Origin of the sequence: Phyllobacterium myrsinacearum, assembly GCF_002980555.1 — a bacterium.
Lineage (GTDB): Bacteria > Pseudomonadota > Alphaproteobacteria > Rhizobiales > Rhizobiaceae > Phyllobacterium > Phyllobacterium myrsinacearum.
The window spans coordinates 560,030-580,638 of sequence record NZ_PVBT01000001.1 but is presented as its reverse complement, the minus strand read 5'-3'; the positions used below and the strand labels follow the sequence as shown (position 1 = coordinate 580,638).

Annotated in this window: 16 protein-coding genes and 1 riboswitch; of the genes, 8 read left to right on the top strand and 8 right to left on the bottom strand. The window is 61.2% G+C overall.

What is annotated here, in order from left to right; genetic code table 11:
- Positions 1 to 153 precede the first annotated feature (153 nt).
- Positions 154 to 945 carry a TSUP family transporter gene (locus tag C5750_RS02720; RefSeq protein WP_105732313.1) on the top strand — a complete coding sequence of 264 codons (792 nt, stop codon included), beginning with the start codon at positions 154 to 156 and terminating at the stop codon, positions 943 to 945.
- A 33-nt stretch (positions 946 to 978) separates the two neighbouring features.
- Here the strand turns inward: C5750_RS02720 and cobO are convergent, their stop codons facing one another.
- The 5 genes from cobO to C5750_RS02695 form a co-directional block, all read right to left on the bottom strand.
- Positions 979 to 1,617, bottom strand: a complete 639-nt coding sequence (cobO, locus tag C5750_RS02715) for a cob(I)yrinic acid a,c-diamide adenosyltransferase (RefSeq protein WP_105732312.1) — start codon at positions 1,615 to 1,617, stop codon at positions 979 to 981.
- 26 nt (positions 1,618 to 1,643) lie between these two features.
- The gene (gene cobN / locus C5750_RS02710; protein ID WP_105732311.1) at positions 1,644 to 5,375 is read right to left on the bottom strand and encodes a cobaltochelatase subunit CobN; all 3,732 of its coding nucleotides are present in this window, start codon (positions 5,373 to 5,375) and stop codon (positions 1,644 to 1,646) included.
- A gap of 14 nt (positions 5,376 to 5,389) precedes the next feature.
- Positions 5,390 to 6,445: a cobalamin biosynthesis protein CobW gene (gene cobW, locus C5750_RS02705; RefSeq protein WP_105732310.1), complete on the bottom strand. Its 1,056-nt coding sequence runs from the start codon at positions 6,443 to 6,445 to the stop codon at positions 5,390 to 5,392.
- A gap of 4 nt (positions 6,446 to 6,449) precedes the next feature.
- Positions 6,450 to 6,974, bottom strand: coding sequence for a bifunctional adenosylcobinamide kinase/adenosylcobinamide-phosphate guanylyltransferase (cobU, locus tag C5750_RS02700; protein ID WP_105732309.1), 525 nt, complete (start codon positions 6,972 to 6,974; stop codon positions 6,450 to 6,452).
- 162 nt (positions 6,975 to 7,136) lie between these two features.
- Positions 7,137 to 7,370, bottom strand: a riboswitch (cobalamin riboswitch).
- Positions 7,371 to 7,414: 44 nt separating this feature from the next.
- Positions 7,415 to 8,872 (bottom strand): cobyric acid synthase, encoded by a 1,458-nt coding sequence (locus C5750_RS02695; RefSeq protein ID WP_105732308.1) that lies wholly within the window; start codon positions 8,870 to 8,872, stop codon positions 7,415 to 7,417.
- 119 nt (positions 8,873 to 8,991) lie between these two features.
- Here C5750_RS02695 and C5750_RS02690 point away from each other — a divergent pair, with 119 nt between their 5' ends.
- Both C5750_RS02690 and mmsB read left to right on the top strand, forming a co-directional pair.
- The gene (locus tag C5750_RS02690; protein WP_105732307.1) at positions 8,992 to 10,158 is read left to right on the top strand and encodes an isobutyryl-CoA dehydrogenase; all 1,167 of its coding nucleotides are present in this window, start codon (positions 8,992 to 8,994) and stop codon (positions 10,156 to 10,158) included.
- A gap of 29 nt (positions 10,159 to 10,187) precedes the next feature.
- Positions 10,188 to 11,096, top strand: coding sequence for a 3-hydroxyisobutyrate dehydrogenase (gene mmsB / locus C5750_RS02685; RefSeq protein WP_342588455.1), 909 nt, complete (start codon positions 10,188 to 10,190; stop codon positions 11,094 to 11,096).
- A 322-nt stretch (positions 11,097 to 11,418) separates the two neighbouring features.
- On the opposite strand, the gene C5750_RS26485 is transcribed toward mmsB, so the two are convergent.
- Positions 11,419 to 11,556 (bottom strand): hypothetical protein, encoded by a 138-nt coding sequence (locus C5750_RS26485; protein ID WP_158531234.1) that lies wholly within the window; start codon positions 11,554 to 11,556, stop codon positions 11,419 to 11,421.
- A 230-nt stretch (positions 11,557 to 11,786) separates the two neighbouring features.
- On the bottom strand, positions 11,787 to 12,131 hold the full coding sequence (locus C5750_RS02680; RefSeq protein ID WP_130270133.1) for a hypothetical protein: 345 nt from the start codon (positions 12,129 to 12,131) through the stop codon (positions 11,787 to 11,789).
- Positions 12,132 to 12,614: 483 nt separating this feature from the next.
- Between C5750_RS02680 and C5750_RS02675 the strand changes: the two genes are divergently transcribed.
- The 3 genes from C5750_RS02675 to C5750_RS02665 all read left to right on the top strand — a co-directional run bounded on the left by C5750_RS02675 (position 12,615) and on the right by C5750_RS02665 (position 15,683).
- Positions 12,615 to 13,616, top strand: coding sequence for an ABC transporter substrate-binding protein (locus tag C5750_RS02675; protein ID WP_105732304.1), 1,002 nt, complete (start codon positions 12,615 to 12,617; stop codon positions 13,614 to 13,616).
- 116 nt (positions 13,617 to 13,732) lie between these two features.
- Positions 13,733 to 14,620 (top strand): ABC transporter permease, encoded by an 888-nt coding sequence (locus C5750_RS02670; RefSeq protein WP_105732303.1) that lies wholly within the window; start codon positions 13,733 to 13,735, stop codon positions 14,618 to 14,620.
- On the top strand, positions 14,613 to 15,683 hold the full coding sequence (locus C5750_RS02665; protein WP_105732302.1) for a quaternary amine ABC transporter ATP-binding protein: 1,071 nt from the start codon (positions 14,613 to 14,615) through the stop codon (positions 15,681 to 15,683). Before C5750_RS02670 ends, C5750_RS02665 begins: the two co-directional genes overlap by 8 nt.
- A 495-nt stretch (positions 15,684 to 16,178) precedes the next feature.
- Here the strand turns inward: C5750_RS02665 and C5750_RS02655 are convergent, their stop codons facing one another.
- Entirely contained in the window at positions 16,179 to 16,361 is a 183-nt protein-coding gene (locus C5750_RS02655; protein WP_105732300.1) for a hypothetical protein, read from the bottom strand.
- Between the two features lie 5 nt (positions 16,362 to 16,366).
- Here C5750_RS02655 and C5750_RS02650 point away from each other — a divergent pair, with 5 nt between their 5' ends.
- Together C5750_RS02650 and C5750_RS02645 are read left to right on the top strand one after the other, a co-directional pair.
- Complete coding sequence (locus C5750_RS02650; protein WP_105732299.1) at positions 16,367 to 17,947, top strand: trimethylamine methyltransferase family protein; 1,581 nt, start codon at positions 16,367 to 16,369, stop codon at positions 17,945 to 17,947.
- A gap of 64 nt (positions 17,948 to 18,011) precedes the next feature.
- The gene (locus C5750_RS02645; protein ID WP_105732298.1) at positions 18,012 to 20,588 is read left to right on the top strand and encodes a GcvT family protein; all 2,577 of its coding nucleotides are present in this window, start codon (positions 18,012 to 18,014) and stop codon (positions 20,586 to 20,588) included.
- Positions 20,589 to 20,609 lie beyond the last annotated feature (21 nt).

Sequence of the window (20,609 nt, the reverse complement as noted above, 5' to 3'; positions counted from 1 at the left end):
GCGATAGATCGCAGCCCCGGCGGCTGAATTCAAGTGCGCAAACAACACACTAGAATGCGATTCGCACAAGCGGATTGGCTCAGCATTGAAATGTTCTCGCCAAACCGGAAATTGTCTCTATGGTCCGGCACGTTCTCCAAAGAGTCTCCCGCCATGTCCGCCTTCTTCGACAATATTCCCATGCTTCTGATCATCGCCGGCTTTGCCGCCGGTTTCATCGATTCCATTGCCGGCGGCGGCGGCCTGATCACCGTTCCGGCCCTGCTTCTGGCCGGCCTCTCACCGGTGGAATCTCTGGGGACCAACAAGCTGCAATCGCTGTTCGGCTCCACCTCGGCAACCATAGCCTACGCCCAGAAAGGCCATGTGAACCTGAAGAAGCAGCTGCCGTCGGCGTTCATGTCGTTTCTCGGCGCGGTGGCGGGCGCCCTCCTCGCCGGCTTTCTGCCCGGCGACGTCCTGCGCGCCTTCCTGCCGGTCCTGCTGATCGCCATCGCGCTGTATTTTGCCCTGAAGCCCAACATGGGCGATATTGACCGCGCCCACCGGATGACGCCGTTCCTGTTCGGTCTCGCAATCGTTCCGCTGATCGGATTTTACGACGGCGTGTTCGGACCGGGCGCCGGTTCGTTCTTCATGCTCAGCTTTGTCTCACTGGCCGGTTACGGCCTGCTGAAGGCGACGGCCCACACGAAGCTGCTCAACCTCGCATCCAATCTCGGCGGCTTCGCCACCTTCGCCTTTCTCGGCGTCATCAACTGGAAGGTCGGCCTGTGCATGGGTGTCGCCCAGTTCATCGGCGCGCGGGTCGGCGCGGGGCTGGCGATGAAGAACGGCGCAAAAATCATCAAGCCGCTGCTGGTGATCGTCTGCCTGGCTCTGGCGACAAAGCTGCTTCTGGACCCGAGCAATCCCATCCGCCTGTGGCTGGCCACGCTGCTTTAGCAACAGCGCGGTGCAGCGGCATGAACATCGCCTTTAAAACTCGATGCCCTTCTGCGCCTTGATGCCGGAACGGAACGGGTGCTTGATCATTTCCATCTCGGTGACGAGATCGGCAAACTCGATGAGTTCGTCCTTGGCACTACGCCCGGTGATGATGACATGTTTCATGTGCGGCTTCTGCTTGAGCACATCGATGATTTCCTCCACCGGCAGATAGTCGTAGCGCAGGGCGATATTCAACTCGTCGCACAGGACAAGGTCGGTTTCCTCATCAAGGATCAGTGTTTTCGCCTGCTCCCAGGCATCGCGGGCCATGGCGATATCGCGGGCCCGGTCCTGGGTTTCCCAGGTAAAGCCCTCACCCATGGCCGAGATGGTCACCTGCTCGGGGAATTTCTCCAGAACCCAGCGCTCGCCGGTATCCCACGAACCCTTGACGAACTGGATCACGCCGATCTTCATGCCGTGGCCGAGTGCCCGAAATACGACGCCGAAACCCGCGGTCGACTTGCCCTTGCCCTTGCCGGTATTGACGATGACCAGTCCCTTTTCATCGGTCTTGGTGGCGAGAATCTTGTCGCGCACCACCTTCTTCTTGCGCATCTTGTCGGCGTGGCGCGCGTTGACTTCCTCTTCGGTCAGGTTCAACAGTTTCTCTGATTTTTCAGCCATTTGGCGTCTCCTTCCGAATCATTGTCTCAAGCGGCAAGCGTGCCGAGTTCATAGCGCGCCGAATTCGACCGCGGGGTCCAGAAGCCACGCTGCACGGCCTCCTCCAGCTTTTCGGCGATATCCCGCAGCGCATGCGGGTTCTTGTCTTTCAGGAATGTCCGCACATCCTCGTCCATCAGGAACGCCTGATAGACCGCCTCGAAATGATGCGTGCGCACGGCGCCTGTCGTCGCGGCGAAGGCAAAGAGATAATCGACCGTCGCCGCCATCTCGAAGGCGCCCTTGTAGCCATGGCGCATCACCCCGGCGATCCATTTCGGATTGGTCACCCGGCCGCGCACGGTGCGCCCAATCTCTTCCTCGAGCGTGCGGATCACGGGCTTTTCCGGGCGCGAATGATCATTGTGGTAGATGGCCGGACGGTCACCCGACAGTTGCTCGACCGCCGCCGACATGCCGCCTTCGAACTGGTAGTAATCGTCGGAGTCGAGCAGGTCGTGCTCGCGGTTGTCCTGATTCTGCACCACGGCCTCGACAGTGCGCAGCCGCTCTTCGAGCAGACCGCGCTCCGCCTTGCCCTCTTCACCCGCGCCATAGGCATAGCCGCCCCAGACGAGCCATGCCTCGGCAAGATCGTCGCGCTTGTCCCAGGCCTTTTCATCGATCAGCGTCTGCAGACCGGCACCATAGGCGCCGGGCTTGGAACCGAACACGCGAAAACCCGCCCGCTGCTTCGCCGTCTTCTCGTCAGCACCCTCCGCCACAAGCCGCGCCTGTTCGGTGCGCATGCGCAGGGCGATGGGATTGTCCTCCGCATCCTCAGGCAGTGCGCCAACCGCCCGCACAGCCGTGTCGAACAGTGCAATCTGGTCCGGAAAAGCATCGCGGAAAAAGCCGGATATGCGCAGGGTCACGTCGACGCGTGGACGGCCAAGCACGGCAGGCGGGATGATCTCGTACCCGGTGACGCGCCGCGAGGCCATGTCCCAGACCGGTTTGACGCCAATCAGGGCCAGCGCCTGCGCAATATCGTCGCCGCCGGTGCGCATATTCGACGTGCCCCAGGCGGTCAGCCCCAGCGAGGTCGGCCATTCGCCATGATCCTGCGTGTAGCGGCGGATCAAGAGTTCGGCCGATTTCAGCCCGAGTTCCCATGCGGCGGGTGTCGGCACGGCGCGGCTGTCGACGGAAAAGAAGTTGCGTCCGGTCGGCAGCACATCGGGGCGGCCGCGTGTCGGCGCCCCTGACGGTCCCGGTGCAATGAAGCGTCCATCCAGAGCCGTCATGAGCCCGGTCATTTCGGCTGCGCCGCAGGCCATCACAGCCGGATGCAGGGTCGTGCGAATACCGTCCAGAACCGTTTGCGTTGCCTGCCATTCAGCCGGACAGGCGCTGTCACCGGCCACCAGCCTGGCGGCCAGCAACTCGATACGCTCCACCGTATCGCCGGCAATACGCCACGGATCGTTGGCGACGGCGTTCAGAATTGCGGGCCGTTCCGCATTCCAGGGCGCAGCCATGTCGCAATCCAGCGGATCGAAACCGGCAAAGCCGAGATCAGCGGCGATGGCGCGCTGCAGGCTTTGATCGGCGCCAACGCCCGAACCGCGCGGCACCCGCGCCAGCGCAACCACCAGATCGGTCAGCAGGCGCCCCTCCGGCGACAGGCCGAAAATATGCAACCCGTCGCGGATCTGCATTTCCTTGAGATCGCAGAGATAGGCATCGAGTTTTTGCAGGGCGAGATCGTCAGGATCGTGATCGTGAATGCCCGCATCGCTGTCGAGACCGATATCGCGCACCAGATCAAGAATCTGCACCTTGAGGCGCACGAGCCGGCGCGGATCAACCCCGGAAGCCTCGTAATATTCGTCGACCAGCGCTTCGAGGTCCTTCAGCGGTCCGTAGCTTTCGGCCCGGGTCAAAGGGGGCGTCAGGTGATCGATAATGACAGCGGCGGAGCGGCGTTTCGCCTGCGTGCCCTCGCCCGGATCATTGACGATGAACGGATAGATATGCGGTACCGGCCCCAGCACCGCCTCGGGAAAACAGGTTTCCGACAGCGCCAGCGCCTTGCCCGGCAGCCATTCGAGATTGCCGTGCTTGCCGACATGCACGATGGCATGCGCATCATAGACGCCGCGCAGATAGGCATAAAAGGCGAGATAGCCATGCGGCGGCACCAGATCGGGTGAGTGATAGGTGTCCTTCGGATCGATATTGTAGCCGCGTGCCGGCTGGATACCGACGAGAATGCCGCCGAATCGGCTGAGCGGCAGCGCAAAGCCGCGCGCCGCATCGAGGAAGAACGGATCACCATCCGGCGCACCCCAGCGCGCCGTGACCTTCTCCTGAATCACCTGGGGAAGCGATTGAAAGAAGCTGTTGTATTGATTGAGCGAAATCGTCTCGCGGATGGCGCGCCCGTCGCTGGCGGCATTGGTCGGCCCGGCCATCAGATGGTTGATCAGCGCTTCGCCATCGGCAGGCATACCGGCGATATCATATCCGGCTTCCTGCATCGATTTCAGCACCTGCCATGTACCCGCAGGGGTATCGAGCCCGACGCCGTTGCCAAGCCGTCCGTCCCGGTTGGGGTAGTTGGCCATGACGAGCGCAACCCGCCGCTCCTCCGGTTTGCACGTGCGCAGCCGCGCCCAGTTCGTCGCGAGATCGGCAACGAAGGCGACACGGTCGGCCTGCGGTTCGTGCATGACGATATTGGCCTGCACCGCCTCGTCGAAATGCTGCGCCGACTTGAACGAGACGGCGCGCGACAAAACCCGGCCATCGACTTCCGGCAAGGCCACATTCATCGCCAGGTCGCGGGCGGAAAGCCCCTGATCCGACTGGCGCCACTGCTCGGCGCTGGAGCCGGAGAAGATGACCTGCAGCACCATTGCGCCATCATGTTCAAGCACCGTCGGCTTGCGCGCGGAGCCCGGCGCAGACACGGCAAATCCCGTGGCATTCAGCACCACGGCGGGCGGCGCTTCGGCAAAGATGCTCTCCAGCGTGGCGATGGACACCGGGTCCTTCAAACTCGACACAAACACCGGCAGCGGATTGAGCCCCTTGGCGCGCAACGCATCGAGCAAAGCGGCAACGGGCTGGGTCTGGCCGCTCTGCACCAGCGCCCGGTAGAAGCAGATGGCAATGACAGGCGCGCCATCCGTCCAGTCATGGCGCATTTCTTCTAGCGAAGGTGCTGGATTGCCGGGCCACCACAACCCCGCCTTGAGCAAAGGCGCCGCTTCCTGCGGTTTTTCACCCGAAGAAATCAGAGCCGCGCAATAATCGAGAAAGCGCTGGGCATTCTGCGCTCCGCCCTCCAGCAGATAATGCCAGAGCGCATCGCGGTCATGCCGCGCAACGGTCGAAAACCGGTCGAGCCCCGGATCGGGCTTGTCGTCTCCCGGCAGCACCGCAAGCTGCACCTTGTGGTTGACCGCGCAGGCATGCAGCGCTTCGAGTCCATAGGGCCAGTAGCTCTCGCCGCCGATCACCCGGACGACGATGAGCCTGGCATGGCGCGCCGTCCGCTCGACATAGGCGTCGACGGACATCGGATGCGACAGGCTCATCATATTGGCAAGGCGCAGCGAAACTGCACCATCGCCCTGCCGCCGTGCAGCGGCAAGGCTGGCCAGCTCCGTATCGGCGGCGGACAGGAACAGCACATCTCCCGGCGTCTGGCCGAGGTCGATGGCCTCGGTGCCTTCAGCGATGGTGCCTTTCTGGGCAAGCAGGAGATGCATTCAATATCCTATCGTCAGGCAGCGGCAGCGGCGGTTACCGCCGATGTAATGGCGTCATTGTCGATGTCGTGCAGTCCGATGACGACGAGACGGGTCTGCCGCTCTTCGCCCGGATTCCATGCGCGGTCGAAGTAATGCTCGATGCGCGTGCCGACCGCCTGCACCACCAGCCGCATCGGCTTGCCGGGAACATCGGCAAAGCCTTTCAGACGCAGGATGTCATGATCGGCAATCACGGTTTTCAGCTTTTCAACAAAGCTCTTGGGTTCAGTCACCGGACCAAGCCCGACAACAAAGCTCTCGAACTCGTCATGGTCGTGCTCTTCGCCCGCTTCATGGTCCATTTCATGGTGCGACTTGCGGTTGGCGATATCCTCTTCGGTGCCAACGCCGAGGCCGAGCAGCAGTTCGTTGCTGAGCTTGCCGAAGCTGGCCGGGACCATGTTGAGCGCGCGCGACGAGCGGCTCTGCACATCGCCGCGCACGCCATCGAGCTGCGCGTCGCTGATCAGGTCGCTCTTGTTCAGCACGATCAGGTCGGCGGCGCGGATCTGGTCCTCGAACAGTTCTTCGAGCGGGCTGTCATGGTCGAGCGATTCGTCCTGGATGCGCTGGGCATCCACCTTGTCGTGGTCATCGGCAAAGCGGCCTTCGGACACGGCGGAAGCGTCGATCACCGTGACGACACCGTCAACCGTCACCTGCGTCTTGATCTCCGGCCAGTTGAAGGCAGCAACCAGAGGCTGCGGCAGCGCGAGGCCCGAGGTCTCGATGACGATATGATCCGGACGGTCAGGACGGTCGAGCAGCTTGGTCATGGTCGGGATGAAATCATCGGCGACGGTGCAGCAGATGCAGCCATTGTTCAATTCGATCACATCCTCGTCGCGGCAGGCTTCGATGCCGCAGCCCTTGAGCAGGCCGCCATCGACGCCGAGATCGCCAAACTCGTTGATGATCAGCGCGATGCGCTTGCCATTGGCATTTTCGAGCAGATTGCGGATCATCGTGGTTTTGCCCGAACCGAGAAAACCGGTGATGACTGTTGCTGGAATCTTCTGACCCTGCATATTCCTATCCCTTCATGGTGAGCGGCAGCCCGGCTGCCACGAAATAGACTGTTGCCGCGGCCTGCGCCACGGCCTGATGGAGACGTCCGGCATGGTCGCGAAAATCGCGCGCCATGCGGTTCTCCGGTACGATACCGAGACCCACTTCGTTCGAGACCAGAACGATCGAGCCCGGAAGTTTTGGCAGCGCTTGCACCAGCTGCCGCGTCTCGGCGGTGATGTCGCGCCCGGCCATCATCAGATTGGTCAGCCAGAGCGTCAGGCAATCGACGAGGATCGCCTTGCCCGCGGCGGCAGCCCCTTGCAGGGTGTCGACCAGATCGAGCGGTTCTTCGATGGTGTGCCAGGATGAACCGCGCTGCGCCTTGTGCAGGTCGATGCGCACCGACATTTCCTCGTCCCAGGACCTGCCGGTTGCGAGATAAACGGGGTCAAGGCCGGAAGCCATGATCAGGCCTTCGGCAAAGCTGGACTTGCCCGAGCGGGCACCGCCGAGAATGAAGGTCACGCCGTGATTCAGCCGGGGCATCGCCGTCACTGCAATCGCGATGATCCGTCAGGTACGATCAAGCGGAATGCGGGCGGGGAAACGAGCGCGTATACAATGCGAGCAGCCATAACAACCTCCGTGCTGGGCCTGAAGGGACACGACCCTTCGGTTCTTGGGCAGGATTGCCCCGAGCGTTTCCTGGGAAACGCTCTATGACTGGCAGGTCTCCTGGCTCGCGGGTCACAGGATGAATGCCGCCTTCCCGGTTTCCCAGTGGCTGCCTTCTGCATATGCGTCAGGCTTTGCATTGATCCTCGCCGCTCTACAGTCGCGGGGTCGGCTGCGGTGGGGTCGCCCTTGAGGGTACAACCGTCGCATTCCCTTTTGATCCCTTGGCCTTTGGCCAATATGGGAACCAATCATGGCGTGGACGTTATTCACCCCCCACGGGAAATGTCAATGGAATGCGCGCGGTTTGCTCAGGGAGCGGCACATGCGAGCAGCGCATCCACATCCAGCACTGTTTCAAGATCGGCGGCGATACTGTCGAGCGCGGCATCGACCCCGGCCTTGTAGTCGAATGCCTCGGCGGCAATGCCCATCGTGCCCAGAAGCGCGGCGCGAAACCGGTCTGCCCCGAAAAGCCCGTGCAGATAGGTGCCGAACACCTTGCCATCCGCCGATATGGCGCCGTCGTTGACGCCGTTGATGCGCACGGCCGGGCGCGAACAGTCCGGGCCTGTCGTCCGGCCCAGATGAATCTCGTAGCCATCGAGCGGCAGGTCGAACGGCAGCGACTGCGCCGCCACATTGCGCACGGTCTTTTCCGGCTCCATCACCGTATCGATATCGAGATGCCCGAGCCCTGCCGTCTCCGTCACGCTGCCCTCGATGCCATCGGGATCGCGCACCGTTCTGCCCAGCATCTGGAACCCGCCGCAGATGCCGATGATATGGCCGCCGCGCCGCCGGTGCAGGTCGAGATCCCTGTCCCAGCCGTTCTCGCGGAAGCGCAGGAGGTCGCCGATGGTGGATTTGGAACCGGGAATGATGACCAGCCCCGCATCGGCGGGCAGGCGTTCGCCGCTGCGCACCATCACCACATCCACCTGCGGTTCGGCCATCAGCGGGTCGAGATCATCGAAATTGGCGATGCGGTCGAGCACCGGCACGGCGATCTTCAGCGCGCGGCCCTCGCCCTTCACCAGCCGTTCCAAGACGACGGAATCCTCGGCCGGCAGCCGGGCCGCATCCTTCAGCCATGGCACCACGCCGAATGACGGCCAGCCGGTGAACTGCGTTATGGCTTTGAGGCCATCGTCGAACAGCGAGACGTCGCCGCGAAACTTGTTGATGATGTAACCCGCGATCATCTCGCGGTCCTCCCTTTGCAGGATTGCATGGGTGCCGGCGAGCGAGGCGATCACCCCGCCGCGATCGATATCGCCGACCAGAACGACAGGCACATTGGCGCGGATGGCAAAGCCCATATTGGCGATATCACCGGCCCGCAGGTTGATTTCGGCGGGGGAACCCGCCCCCTCGACGATGACCAGATCGGCGCCCTCACGGACAATGTCCCACGACGCCATGACAGCATCGAGCAGCTGCGCCTTGAATGCCTGGTAATCGCGCCCCTTGGCCTGTCCCCAGACTTTCCCCTGCACGATGATCTGGCTGCCGGTCTCCGACTGCGGCTTCAGCAGCACCGGATTCATGTGCACCGAGGACGGCACGCCGCAGGCAACAGCCTGCAGCCACTGCGCCCGCCCGATCTCGCCGCCATCGTCGCTGACCGCCGCATTGTTCGACATGTTCTGCGGTTTGAACGGGCGAACCGTCAATCCACGGTTGCGCGCAAGCCGGCAAAGTCCGGCCACCAGGACGGATTTACCAACATCTGACCCTGTTCCCTGCAACATGATTGCGTGCGTCATGGGCTTTGAGTAGCGGATATGTCTTTCTCTTCCTAGCCCCCGGCAAAACTGATCTGAATCGTTGCGCGGCCCCGCGCTTGCGATAGAGTGGAAATCAAGAGGAATACAGGGAGGTTATCATGGATGCGGTCGTTGATACGGCGTCCGGCCAGTTCGAACTCAACGAGGATCAGCTGGCCATTCAGGACATGGCGCGCGCCTTTGCGGCGGACCGCGTGGCGCCGAACGCGCTGGCCTGGGACCGGGACAAGCATTTTCCCGCCGATGTGATTCGCGAGACCGGGCCGCTCGGCATGGGCGGTATCTACACCAAGGAAGAGTTCGGCGGTTCGGGACTGAAACGCTTGGATGCGGTGCTGATCTTCGAAGCCCTGTCGGCCGCCTGCCCGGCCTTCTCCGCCTTCATCTCGATCCACAACATGGCGACATGGATGATCGATCTCTACGGCAATGACGAGCAGCGCCAGCGCTTCGTGCCGCAGCTGACCTCGATGGAATGGCTGGCGAGCTATTGCCTGACCGAGCCCAATTCCGGCTCGGATGCCGCAGCGCTCAAGACCCGCGCGGTCCGCGACGGCGGCCATTACGTCCTCAACGGCGCCAAGCAGTTCATTTCAGGCGCAGGCGACACCGACCTTTACGTCACCATGGTGCGTACCGGCGAGGACGGCCCCAAGGGCATTTCGACCCTGATCATCCCGAAGGACGCGCCCGGCCTGTCCTTTGGCGCCAATGAACATAAGATGGGCTGGAACGCCCAGTCCACCCGGCAGGTGATTTTCGACAATTGCCGCGTTCCCGTGGAAAACCGGCTCGGCGCGGAGGGCGACGGCTTCAAGATCGCCATGGGCGGGCTCGATGGCGGACGTCTCAACATTGCCGCCTGCTCGCTCGGCGGCGCCCAGTCCGCGCTCGACAAGGCGGTCGGCTATGCCTCCGAGCGCAAGGCATTCGGCAAGGCGATCAACCAGTTCCAGGCGCTGCAGTTCAAGCTGGCCGACATGGAAACCGAGCTTTCCGCCGCCCGCGTCCTGCTTTACACGGCCGCCTCGAAGCTTGACCGCAAGGCGCATGATGCGTCGAAATGGTCTGCCATGGCCAAGCGCTTCGTCACCGATACCGGCTTCAATGTTGCCAATGATGCGCTGCAGATTCATGGCGGCTACGGTTATCTCCACGATTACGGCGTGGAGAAGCTGGTGCGCGACCTGCGCGTCCACCAGATTCTGGAAGGCACCAATGAAATCATGCGGGTGATCATTTCCCGCTCGATGATGGGCCGCTGAGCCACACCGCATCCGATACACAAAATACTATCAGGGAGAACGCTGCGATGACGACAGTCGCTTTTATCGGTCTTGGCCATATGGGCAACCCCATGGCCGCCAATCTGGTCAAATCGGGCCATACGGTGCTGGGTTTTGATCTCCTGCCGGACAATCTCGAAACCGCCAGGGCAAACGGCGTGACCATTGCTGCCAGCGCCGCAGCGGCGGCCGCTGGAGCCGATGTCGTCATCACCATGCTGCCCGCAGGCAAGCACGTCCTGTCGGTCTATGAGGAGATTGCCGGAAAGGCCAAACCGGGTGCGCTGTTCATCGATTCCTCGACCATTGACGTCGATTCCGCCCGCAAGGCGCACGACGTCGCCAAAGCCCATGGCCTGCTCTCCGTCGATGCGCCGGTCTCCGGCGGTATCGGCGGCGCGGCGGCGGGAACCCTGACCTTCATGGTGGGCGGCGCAGCCGATGCGTTCGCCGTTGCCGAACCGGTCCTGAAGCCCATGGCAGGCCGCATCGTACATTGCGGCGAGCCCGGCGCCGGTCAGGCCGCCAAGATCTGCAACAACATGATCCTCGGCATTTCCATGATCGGCGTCAGCGAAGCCTTCACGCTCGCGGAAAAACTCGGCCTGTCGCATCAGGCGCTGTTTGACGTCGCCTCGACGTCGTCGGGCCAGTGCTGGTCGCTGACCACCTATTGCCCCGTCCCCGGCCCCGTGCCGACATCGCCTGCCAACAACAGCTACAAGCCGGGCTTCGCCGCCGCGCTGATGCTGAAGGATCTGAAGCTGTCGCAGGAAGCCGCCCGCAGCGTGGGCGCCGCGACGCCGCTCGGCCAGCACGCGGAAGAAATCTACGCGGCCTTCGGCGCCGCCGGAAACGAAGGTTCGGATTTCTCCGGCATCATCAATTACCTGCGCGATGCCACGCGCGAAGGCTGACCGCACCGGCAAAGCTTTGGAAATTTCCAAAATTTAGATTTGCTTAAGCTCTCGCTAACCTCGCGGTAACGATGTCCGGTTAAAACTTTGCATGGAGCAGACAAGACCCTGCTTCATGCTCCGGATCAGGTACTGCGTACCGGGGCTGTAATCTCTGCCAGCGTATTGTACGGCAGAAAGCCATGCGTCATTTGGCAAAAAACCGCACTGCTCCTCACGGACAGGGCGGTTTTTGACTTGGGTCTTCATCAGACAAGAGCACAAAGAAAAACCGCCGCCCTGACCGGACAGCGGTTTCAGAAAGCCTGGGGCGTCTGGACGATCAGCCGGCCGAACGGGTCCAGATGAAGGAAACCGCCGATGCGATGCCGCTCCTGGCATTGCTGGATGGCGCATTGCGCTTTTCCGTGGCATTCCAGGCAATGTGGACGCGATTGTTGCGATTGAAGATGTAAAGCATTTGGGCACCTAAGGGGTAAAACGTCTGTTGCCGCTCAAATGCGCTTTTTGCCTAAAGTTTGATCACGTTTTTTCGTCATGGCGTGTCGCATTTACAGCAACGACCCGTGCAAATTTGCATGGCAGCTATGCTTAAATGCTGCTTCGACCGCCACAATTGCTGGCGTTTCGCGCAAAGCACCAGCAAAATCAACGATGGCGCAGACAGCAAAGCCGAAAACCTGCCTTAATTCAGCCTCCGCCGCTCAAACGCTTGTAATTGGCCCGCAGTGTTTTCCGGCCGGGCCGCAGTGCCGCCCGTGTCGCTTTATCGACGGTGGCCTGGGCGATGGCGGCGGGCGACTTGCCGCTCCACACATCCAGCCAGAAGGTCGCTGCCGAATTGATCACCGACAGCTGCGCCGCAACGACGCCATTGGTCACGGCAGCCATTTTTTCGGTGACGGCCCGCGTCGATTCCGGCTTGGAAGACGTCTCCGTCATCCCCTCGAGCATCAGCATCGGCAGACGCATGGCGATGACCATCGACGCCATCTGCATGTCATGGGGTGTTCGGCTCTTCGTCGGAGATTTCATGGTTTGGGCCCTTTGCGTTTGAACGCCGCATCAACCGGCGGTTTCAGGGCATTGTACCACAGATGGAATGCAGTTCTGTTTCACGGACAGTGGAGGGTTCAACCCCGGATTGCGGCTGACGACCGGGGAAAGTCCATTGGAATTCCTTCACAGGAAAATCCGGCGCTTAGAGCCAGTAAAACCGGGAAAAACCGCAGGACAGTGAATGAATTGATGAAGAAAAATCACCTAAAGCATTGATCTTTCATCATCCGGCTTGTTACACTTCCCCCATGAACATTGTGACATTCGGCTTCACAATTGGTTTTCCCGCGTCGTTAAATCGACAGGTGCTGTCGCGATATACCGCATTAATTCCATGAAACCATTGCATTCTGATACGATAAGGATGCCAAATGGCACGCAAGCGAACAACTGGGTAAGGCAGTACCAAGTTAAGATTCGTACCGGGTGAACTGTCAAAACGAGTGGGAGACAAAACTGATGAAGAAGCTGCTTGCTTCAACTTTACTGGCCGCAGGGTTTTTCGGCTTTGCCGGAGCCGCTTCGGCTGCAGGATGCGGTTCGGTTACCATTGCCAATATGAACTGGCCATCGGCGGAAGCCCTGGCCAATCTGGACAAGCTGGTCCTGACCGCAGGTTATGGCTGTGATGCGGAACTGGTTGCCGGCGACACGGTGCCGACCTTCACATCGATGATCGAAAAAGGACAGCCTGATATCGCGCCTGAAGGCTGGCTCAATTCCGTTCGTGAGCCGCTTGAAAAGGCAGTCAAGGAAAACAAGCTGGTCTACGCTGCGCCTGCCATCACCGAAGGCGGCACGGAAAGCTGGTGGATCCCCAAATATTTCGCCGATGCGCATCCGGATATCAAGACGATCGCCGATGCCATGAAGCATCCCGAGCTTTTCCCGTCGCCGGAAGACCCCAAGAAGGGCGCCGTGTTCAACTGCCCGTCGGGCTGGGCCTGCCAGATCACGACGACCAATTTTTACAAGGCCTATGAAGGCGACAAACACGGTTTCACTCTTGTTGATACCGGTTCTGCCGCTGGCCTCGACGGCTCGATTGCCAAGGCCTATGAGCGCAAGGAGCCCTGGCTCGGCTATTACTGGGGCCCGACCGCGATCCTTGGAAAATACCCCATGGTCAAGCTCGACAACGGCGTACCGTTTGACGAGAAGGAATGGCAGCGCTGCACGACCATTGCCGATTGTCCGGATCCAAAGCCGAACGGATGGGCAAAATCCGACATCTATACCATCGTCACCAAGAAATTCGCCGACAAGTCGGGGCCTGCATTCGATTATCTGAAGCAGCGTCAGCTTTCCACGGTCGAATTCAACAAGCTCCTCGCCTGGATGGTCGACAACCAGGCCACCGGCGAAGACGGTGCAAAATACTACCTGAAGAACAACGAAGCCACCTGGTCGAAGTGGGTTTCTCCGGAAGCCGCTGAAAAGATCAAGGCCGCGATCAAGTAACCGATGGATGCGGCGGAGACCTGCTTCGCCGCATCGCACCATCCCGAATGGGCCGAACGTTGCCGCGTCCGGTCGCGATGGTCATTTGATGACCCACAAAGAAGGGGACGCACCATATGGATTGGTTCTACTCATTCCCGAAAATGAATGACGAGACACTCCGCAATTTGAAAAAAGCCATGGATGAAGGCTTCAAGGCTTTCACCCGCAGTTACGGCGATGTGATCGAGTCATTTTTCCAGCCGCTGCAATATTTCCTGATCCAGGCCGAAAAATTCATGACGACGACGCCCTGGCCGGTCATGGTTCTCCTGATCGCCGGCATTGCCTGGCTCGCCAGCCGCAACTGGAAGATCGTGGCCGGAACGGTCATCACCCTGCTCCTGATCGGTTATTTCGATATGTGGAGCGATGCGATGAAGACCATCGCGATGATTTTTGTCGGCACCGTCGTCTCCGTCGTCGTCGGCATTCCCATCGGCATCATCATGGCGCGCTCCGACGGCTTCCAGCGCATCGTCAATCCCATTCTTGACGTCATGCAGACCATGCCGAGCTTCGTCTACCTCATTCCCGTGGTCATGCTGCTCGGCATCGGCAAGGTTCCCGGCCTCATCGCGGTGGTGATCTACGCCATTCCGCCGATGATCCGCCTGACCAATCTCGGCATACGGCTCGTTGACAAGGACGTGCTCGAGGCCGCCGATGCCTTCGGCTCATCGAGCTGGCAGCGCCTGAAGAACGTGCAGATTCCCCTCGCCCTGCCCACCATCATGGCCGGTATCAACCAGACGATCATGATGGCGCTCGCCATGGTGGTCATTGCCTCGATGATCGGCGTCCAGGGTCTCGGCCAGCCGGTCCTGCGCTCGGTCAACGGCCAGTTCTTCTCACTTGGACTTTTCAACGGTCTTGCCATTGTCGGCATTGCCATCATTTTTGACCGCGTCAGCCAGGCCTATGGCATGCGCCTTCAAAAGCACCAGGAGGTGGTTCATGGCTGATCGTTCCGTTCAGGGCGCCGGTATCCAGATCAAGAATCTCTACAAGATTTTCGGCCAGAAACCGGCAAGTTTTGTCGATGCCGTTAAAAAGGGCATGACCAAGACCGAACTCAATGAAAAACACAACCACGTGCTCGGCCTGCGCGATATCAACATCGACATGCCGGCCGGCTGCATCCAGGTGGTCATGGGTCTCTCGGGTTCGGGCAAATCCACGCTGATCCGCCACATCAACCGGCTGATCGATCCGACGGTCGGCGAGGTCATCATCGGCAACGCCGATGTCTGCAAGATGAACCAGAACGACCTGCGCGAATTTCGCCGCCACAAGACAGCGATGGTTTTCCAGAAGTTTGCGCTGCTTCCCCACCGCACGGTGCTCGACAACACGGTCTATGGCCTGGAAATCCAGGGCCTGAGCCGGGCAAAGCAGGAAGAACAGGCCCGCCGCTGGATCGAACGGGTCGGCCTGAAGGGCTTTGAGGAGAATTATCCCAACCAGCTGTCGGGCGGCATGCAGCAGCGCGTCGGCCTTGCCCGTGCGCTGACCAATGACGCGCCCATCCTGTTGATGGACGAAGCCTTTTCCGCCCTTGACCCGCTGATCCGCATGGACATGCAGTCCGTGCTTCTCGACCTGCAGAAGGAAATCAAGAAGACCATCGTGTTCATCACCCACGATCTTGATGAAGCGCTGCGGCTCGGCGACCGGATTGCCATCCTGCGCGACGGCGAGGTGGTCCAGCAGGGCACCGGACAGGATATCGTGCTGAAACCTGCCGATGAGTACATTTCAAGCTTTGTCAAGGAAGTGAACCGCGGCCGGGTGATCATGGTGGACACTATCTCGACCAAGGGCGACGGTTCGGCCAATGCCGGCGGCGTGACGGTCAAGACCGGCACGATCCTCGAGGAAGCGGCCAAGACCATGACCGACGCCAACCAGCAGCACGCAACCGTGGTGGACGAGGCCGGCAAACCGCTTGGCGTCATCAGCATGAACAACCTGATCCAGGCGATGGTCACCCCCATCAGCCATCTGACCCATCAGGCGGCGGAGTAGGCGCTCTCACCCCCCTCTGGGCTGCCGCCCTCCGGGGCGAGCCACGGGTCTCGCCCGTCCTTCGGACCCCCCACAAGGGGGGAGATCACATCGGCATGAACGCTTTTGCGTTGTTTTCAATGTTGAAGACTGGCTGAAGCAGCAATGACAGCTGATCTCCCCCCTTGTGGGGGAGATGTCCGGCAGGACAGAGGGGGGTGAAAGACCCCCATCACAAAAAAAATCACACCAACTTATCCACGTTCTCCCAACCCAAGTTATCCTTCTCCTCGTCCTTTCCGGCGGGAATGCTTCCGGAAACCTTCGAAAGTCGGGAAAGGATCGGCGCTTCGGCTTCACGAGGGAAAACCTCGTGCGGCTGGGGAGGTTTGGCCCGGTGGTGAAACATCGGGCAAAAACCTGAAAACGCCGGGGCGGGTGGTCCTTGGATCGCAAGCATCGCATATAGACTACCCCAAGACCCGCGTTCCAAGGACCGCCCGTCATTCTCCTCTTTCAACAGCCAGACGCATTTGCGGGCGTGGCAAGGGGAACAAACGGGCTGCGCAGGCGCGCGCCCTTTTCCGCCCATGTCACCCGTCCGCCAGCCATGTCGCTTCCCTTGCGCTCGGCGTCGCTCAGGCCGCGCACGATTGCCGCGTCTGTGGCGATAGTGGCACCATCGCAAGTGAAGGGCATGAGCTATGAGTGAACCGGCAGCAGACATCGAAATCCCCGCAACGGCACGCGATCACGGCCGGCGTGGCGGACGCTCCCGCCCCCGCAGCGTCGAAAGCGGCGCCTTCGACCAGCCGCCGTTCCGGCAGTTGAAAATCCCGTTCACGCCGACAAAAATCATTTCCGACGACGAACTGGAATCGATCCACAACGCCTCGCTGCGCGTGCTGCAGGAGATCGGCGTCGACGTGCTGCATGATGGCGCGCGCGAGATCATGAAGGCGGCAGGCGCCGACGTGCGCCCCGGCTCCCAGCGCGTGCATTTCGACAAGGACATGATCCTCGACTATGTCAGCCATGCGCCGTCGGAATTCACCCTGCATGCGCGCAATCCCGCCCACAATGTACGCTTCGGCGGCAACAACCTGATTTTCGCACAGATGGGTTCGGCGCCCAATTGCTCCGATACGGACAATGGCCGGCGCTCCGGCAATCAGGCGGATTTCCGCAACTTCGTCAAACTGGCGCAGATGCACAACATCGTCAACACCACGGGCGGCTATCCCGTCGAGCCGATCGACATTCATCCCTCGGTGCGCCACCTCGAATGCATCCGCGATCTCGCCACGCTCTCCGACAAGGCCTTCCACATCTATTCGCTCGGCAAGGAGCGCAACCTCGACGGCATCGAGATCGCCCGCCTCGCCCGCGGCATCAGCCAGGAGCAGCTGCAGAACGAGGCCTCCTGCTACACCATCATCAACACCAATTCGCCCTTGAAGCTCGACGTGCCGATGATGGAAGGCATCATCCATATGTCAGGCAATGGCCAGATCGTCATCGTCACGCCGTTCACGCTAGCGGGCGCCATGGCGCCGGTGACCATCGCCGGGGCGCTGGTGCAGCAGAATGCCGAAGCGCTCGCCGGCATCTCCTTCACCCAGATGGTCAAAAAGGGCGCGCCGGTCGGCTATGGCGGCTTTACCTCCAATGTCGACATGAAATCCGGGGCGCCCGCTTTCGGCACGCCCGAGTACATGAAGGCGCAGATGGTCGGCGGCCAGCTTGCCCGCCGCTACAAGATCCCCTACCGCACCTCCAATGTCTGCGCCGCCAACACGGTCGACGCGCAGGCGGCCTATGAATCCGTCTTCTCCCTGTGGGGCGCGATCCAGGGCGGCGGCAATTTCATGCTGCATTCCGCCGGCTGGCTGGAAGGTGGCCTGTGCTGCTCCTATGAAAAGATGATCCTCGATTTCGACCTGCTGCAGATGGTGGCCGAATTCCTGACACCGCTCGACCTGTCGGACGACGCGCTCGGCATTGAAGCCATGCGTGATGTCGGCCCCGGCGGCCATTTCTTCGGCACCGCCCATACCCAGTCGCGCTACAAGACGGCCTTCTACGCGCCGATCCTTTCCGACTGGCGCAATTACGAAACGTGGCAGGAGGCAGGTTCACCCACGGCCATCGAGCGCGCCAACCGGGTCTGGAAGGAACGGCTCGCCACCTATGAGAAGCCCGCCATCGACCCGGCCATCGAAGAAGAGATCAATGCCTTCGTCGCCCGGCGCAAGGCTGAAGGCGGCGCGCCGACGGATTTCTGACCGCCGCACCGGACTCAAACGCACAACACGTTGAATCACATTTTTACACATGAGGCATAAGTGAATGAAATCGCACGTTAAAGCAGTGGTCATTGGCGGCGGCGTAGTCGGATGCTCGATCCTCTACCATCTCGCCCGCGCCGGCTGGACCGACGTCATGCTGATCGAACGCTCGGAGCTGACATCCGGTTCATCCTGGCATGCGGCAGGCGGTTTCCACACGCTGAACGGCGATCCGAACGTCGCCAAGCTGCAGGCCTATACGGTCAGCCTCTACAAGGAAATCGAGGAGCTTTCCGGCCAGTCCTGCGGCCTGCACCTGACCGGCGGCGTGATGATGGCCGACAGTCCCGAGCGCATGGATTTTCTGCGTCTTGCCCATGCGCGCGGCCGCTATCTCGGCATGGACACGGAACTCATCACCCCCTCCGAAGCCAAGGCCATGTTCCCGCTGATGGACGAAACCAACTTCGTCGGCGCCATGTGGGATCCGGTCGAAGGCCATCTTGACCCCTCCGGCACCACCCATGCCTATGCCAAGGCCGCCCGCAAGCTGGGCGCTGAAATCTCCCTGCGCAACCGCGTCGTCGAACTGACGCAGGAGGTCGACGGCACCTGGAACGTGGTCACCGAACAGGGGACCGTGAAGGCCGAGCATGTGGTCAATTGCGGCGGCCTGTGGGCGCGCGAAGTCGGCCGCATGGTCGGCCTCGAACTGCCGGTTCTGGCCATGGAGCACATGTATCTCCTCACCGAAGACGTTCCGGAAGTGATGGAATTCAACCAGTCGACCGGGCGCGAGCTGATCGGCGTCATGGATTTCAAGGGCGAAATCTACACGCGGCAGGAACGCAACGGCATCCTGCTCGGCACCTATGAAAAGGCCGCCAAGCCATGGTCGCCGGTCAACACGCCATGGGATTTCGGCCATGAACTGCTGGCGCCGGATATCGACCGCATCGCTCCATCGCTTGAAGTTGGCTTCAAGCATTTCCCCGGCATCGAAAAGGCCGGCATCAAGCAGATCATCAACGGCCCCTTCACCTTCGCGCCGGATGGCAACCCGTTGGTCGGCCCTGTCCCCGGCCTGACCAATTACTGGACCGCCTGCGCCGTCATGGCCGGGTTCAGCCAGGGTGGCGGCGTCGGCCTCGCGCTTTCCAACTGGATGGTGCACGGCGAACCCGGCTTCGACGTCTGGGGCATGGATGTCGCCCGCTTCGGCGAATGGGCCACGCTGCGCTATACCAACGCAAAAGTGCGCGAAAACTATTCGCGCCGCTTCTCCATCCGCTTCCCCAACGAGGAACTGCCCGCCGCACGGCCGCAGCAGACGACGCCGCTCTATGACACCATGCTGGCGCAGAACGCCGTCATGGGCGATTCCTGGGGTCTGGAAACCCCGCTCTGGTTCGCCCCGAAGGGAACTGAGGCCAGGGATATCGTTTCCTACCACCGCTCCAACGATTTCGAGCATATCGGTAACGAAGTCCGCGCCACGCGTGAGCGGGTCGGCGTCACCGAAATCGCCAACTTCGCCAAATACGAAGTCACCGGCAGCGGCGCGGAGGCCTTCCTGTCGCGCCTGATGACCAACACGATGCCGAAAGTCGGGCGTCTGGTCCTCACCCCCATGCTGAACGAGAAGGGCAAGCTGATCGGCGATTTCACCATCGCCAAGGCGGCCGAAGACCGCTTCCTCATCTGGGGCTCGTCCGCCGCCCAGCGCTATCACATGCGCTGGTTCCAGAAGCATCAGCCGAAAGACGGGTCGGTGCATATCCACCGCTTCGATCAGACGCTGGTCGGCCTGTCCATTGCCGGACCGAAAGCGCGCGACCTGCTTGCCAAGCTTGTTGACGAAGACGTGTCCAACACCGCCTTCCGGTTCATGGATTTCCGCGAAATGGCGGTCGGCGGCGCGCCGTGCAAGGTCAACCGCATTTCCTATACCGGCGATCTCGGCTACGAAATCTGGATGGAACCGGCCTATCAGCGGCTGGTCTACACCGCCATCAAGGCCGCGGGCGAGGAATTCGGTATTGTCGATTTCGGCATGCGCGCCCTGCTCTCCATGCGGCTTGAGAAGAATTTCCCGACCTGGTTCCGCGAACTGCGCCCGATCTACGGCCCCTATGAAGGCTCGATGGATCGTTTCATCAAGCTCGGCAAGAACGACTTCATCGGCCGCGAGGCGGCTGCGCAGGAAAAGGCCGAATTCGATGCCGGGACCAGCAAGAAGCTGCGGCGCGTCTCGCTGATCATCGATGTGCCTGATGGCAATGGCGCTGCCGATGTCATGGGCGACGAGCCGATCTGGGCCAGGGTCAGCAAGGATTATGGCGTCGTCGAGGCCGGACACGGCATCGGCGCACCGCGCTTCAACGATGCGGGCGCGGTCGTGTCCTTCGAGGGCGACAAGGGCGCGGTGCAGGGTGAATGGCGCGTGGTCGGCTGGGTCACATCGGGCGGTTACGCCCATTATGTCGGCCATTCCATGGCGCAGGGCTATGTGCCCGCCGAGCTTGCCGGGAACGAGAATGCCGGGCTGTTCGAGGTCGAGATCTTGGGTCTTCGCCGCGCCGCCCGCATCAACATCGAGCCGCCCTTCGACCCATCCGGTGCCAAAATGCGCGGGTGATTGGATCGCTGCAGAACTTGT

Coding starts and splice junctions, on each gene's coding strand:
- C5750_RS02670 (WP_105732303.1), top strand. CDS start 13,733: ATGGATTGGTTCTACTCATTCCCGAAAATGAATGACGAGACACTCCGC.
- cobU (WP_105732309.1), bottom strand. CDS start 6,974: ATGCCCCGGCTGAATCACGGCGTGACCTTCATTCTCGGCGGTGCCCGC.
- cobW (WP_105732310.1), bottom strand. CDS start 6,445: ATGCAGGGTCAGAAGATTCCAGCAACAGTCATCACCGGTTTTCTCGGT.
- C5750_RS02675 (WP_105732304.1), top strand. CDS start 12,615: ATGAAGAAGCTGCTTGCTTCAACTTTACTGGCCGCAGGGTTTTTCGGC.
- cobO (WP_105732312.1), bottom strand. CDS start 1,617: ATGGCTGAAAAATCAGAGAAACTGTTGAACCTGACCGAAGAGGAAGTC.
- C5750_RS02655 (WP_105732300.1), bottom strand. CDS start 16,361: ATGCCCTTCACTTGCGATGGTGCCACTATCGCCACAGACGCGGCAATC.
- C5750_RS26485 (WP_158531234.1), bottom strand. CDS start 11,556: ATGCTTTACATCTTCAATCGCAACAATCGCGTCCACATTGCCTGGAAT.
- cobN (WP_105732311.1), bottom strand. CDS start 5,375: ATGCATCTCCTGCTTGCCCAGAAAGGCACCATCGCTGAAGGCACCGAG.
- C5750_RS02695 (WP_105732308.1), bottom strand. CDS start 8,872: ATGACGCACGCAATCATGTTGCAGGGAACAGGGTCAGATGTTGGTAAA.
- C5750_RS02720 (WP_105732313.1), top strand. CDS start 154: ATGTCCGCCTTCTTCGACAATATTCCCATGCTTCTGATCATCGCCGGC.
- C5750_RS02680 (WP_130270133.1), bottom strand. CDS start 12,131: ATGAAATCTCCGACGAAGAGCCGAACACCCCATGACATGCAGATGGCG.
- C5750_RS02690 (WP_105732307.1), top strand. CDS start 8,992: ATGGATGCGGTCGTTGATACGGCGTCCGGCCAGTTCGAACTCAACGAG.
- C5750_RS02650 (WP_105732299.1), top strand. CDS start 16,367: ATGAGTGAACCGGCAGCAGACATCGAAATCCCCGCAACGGCACGCGAT.
- C5750_RS02665 (WP_105732302.1), top strand. CDS start 14,613: ATGGCTGATCGTTCCGTTCAGGGCGCCGGTATCCAGATCAAGAATCTC.
- C5750_RS02645 (WP_105732298.1), top strand. CDS start 18,012: ATGAAATCGCACGTTAAAGCAGTGGTCATTGGCGGCGGCGTAGTCGGA.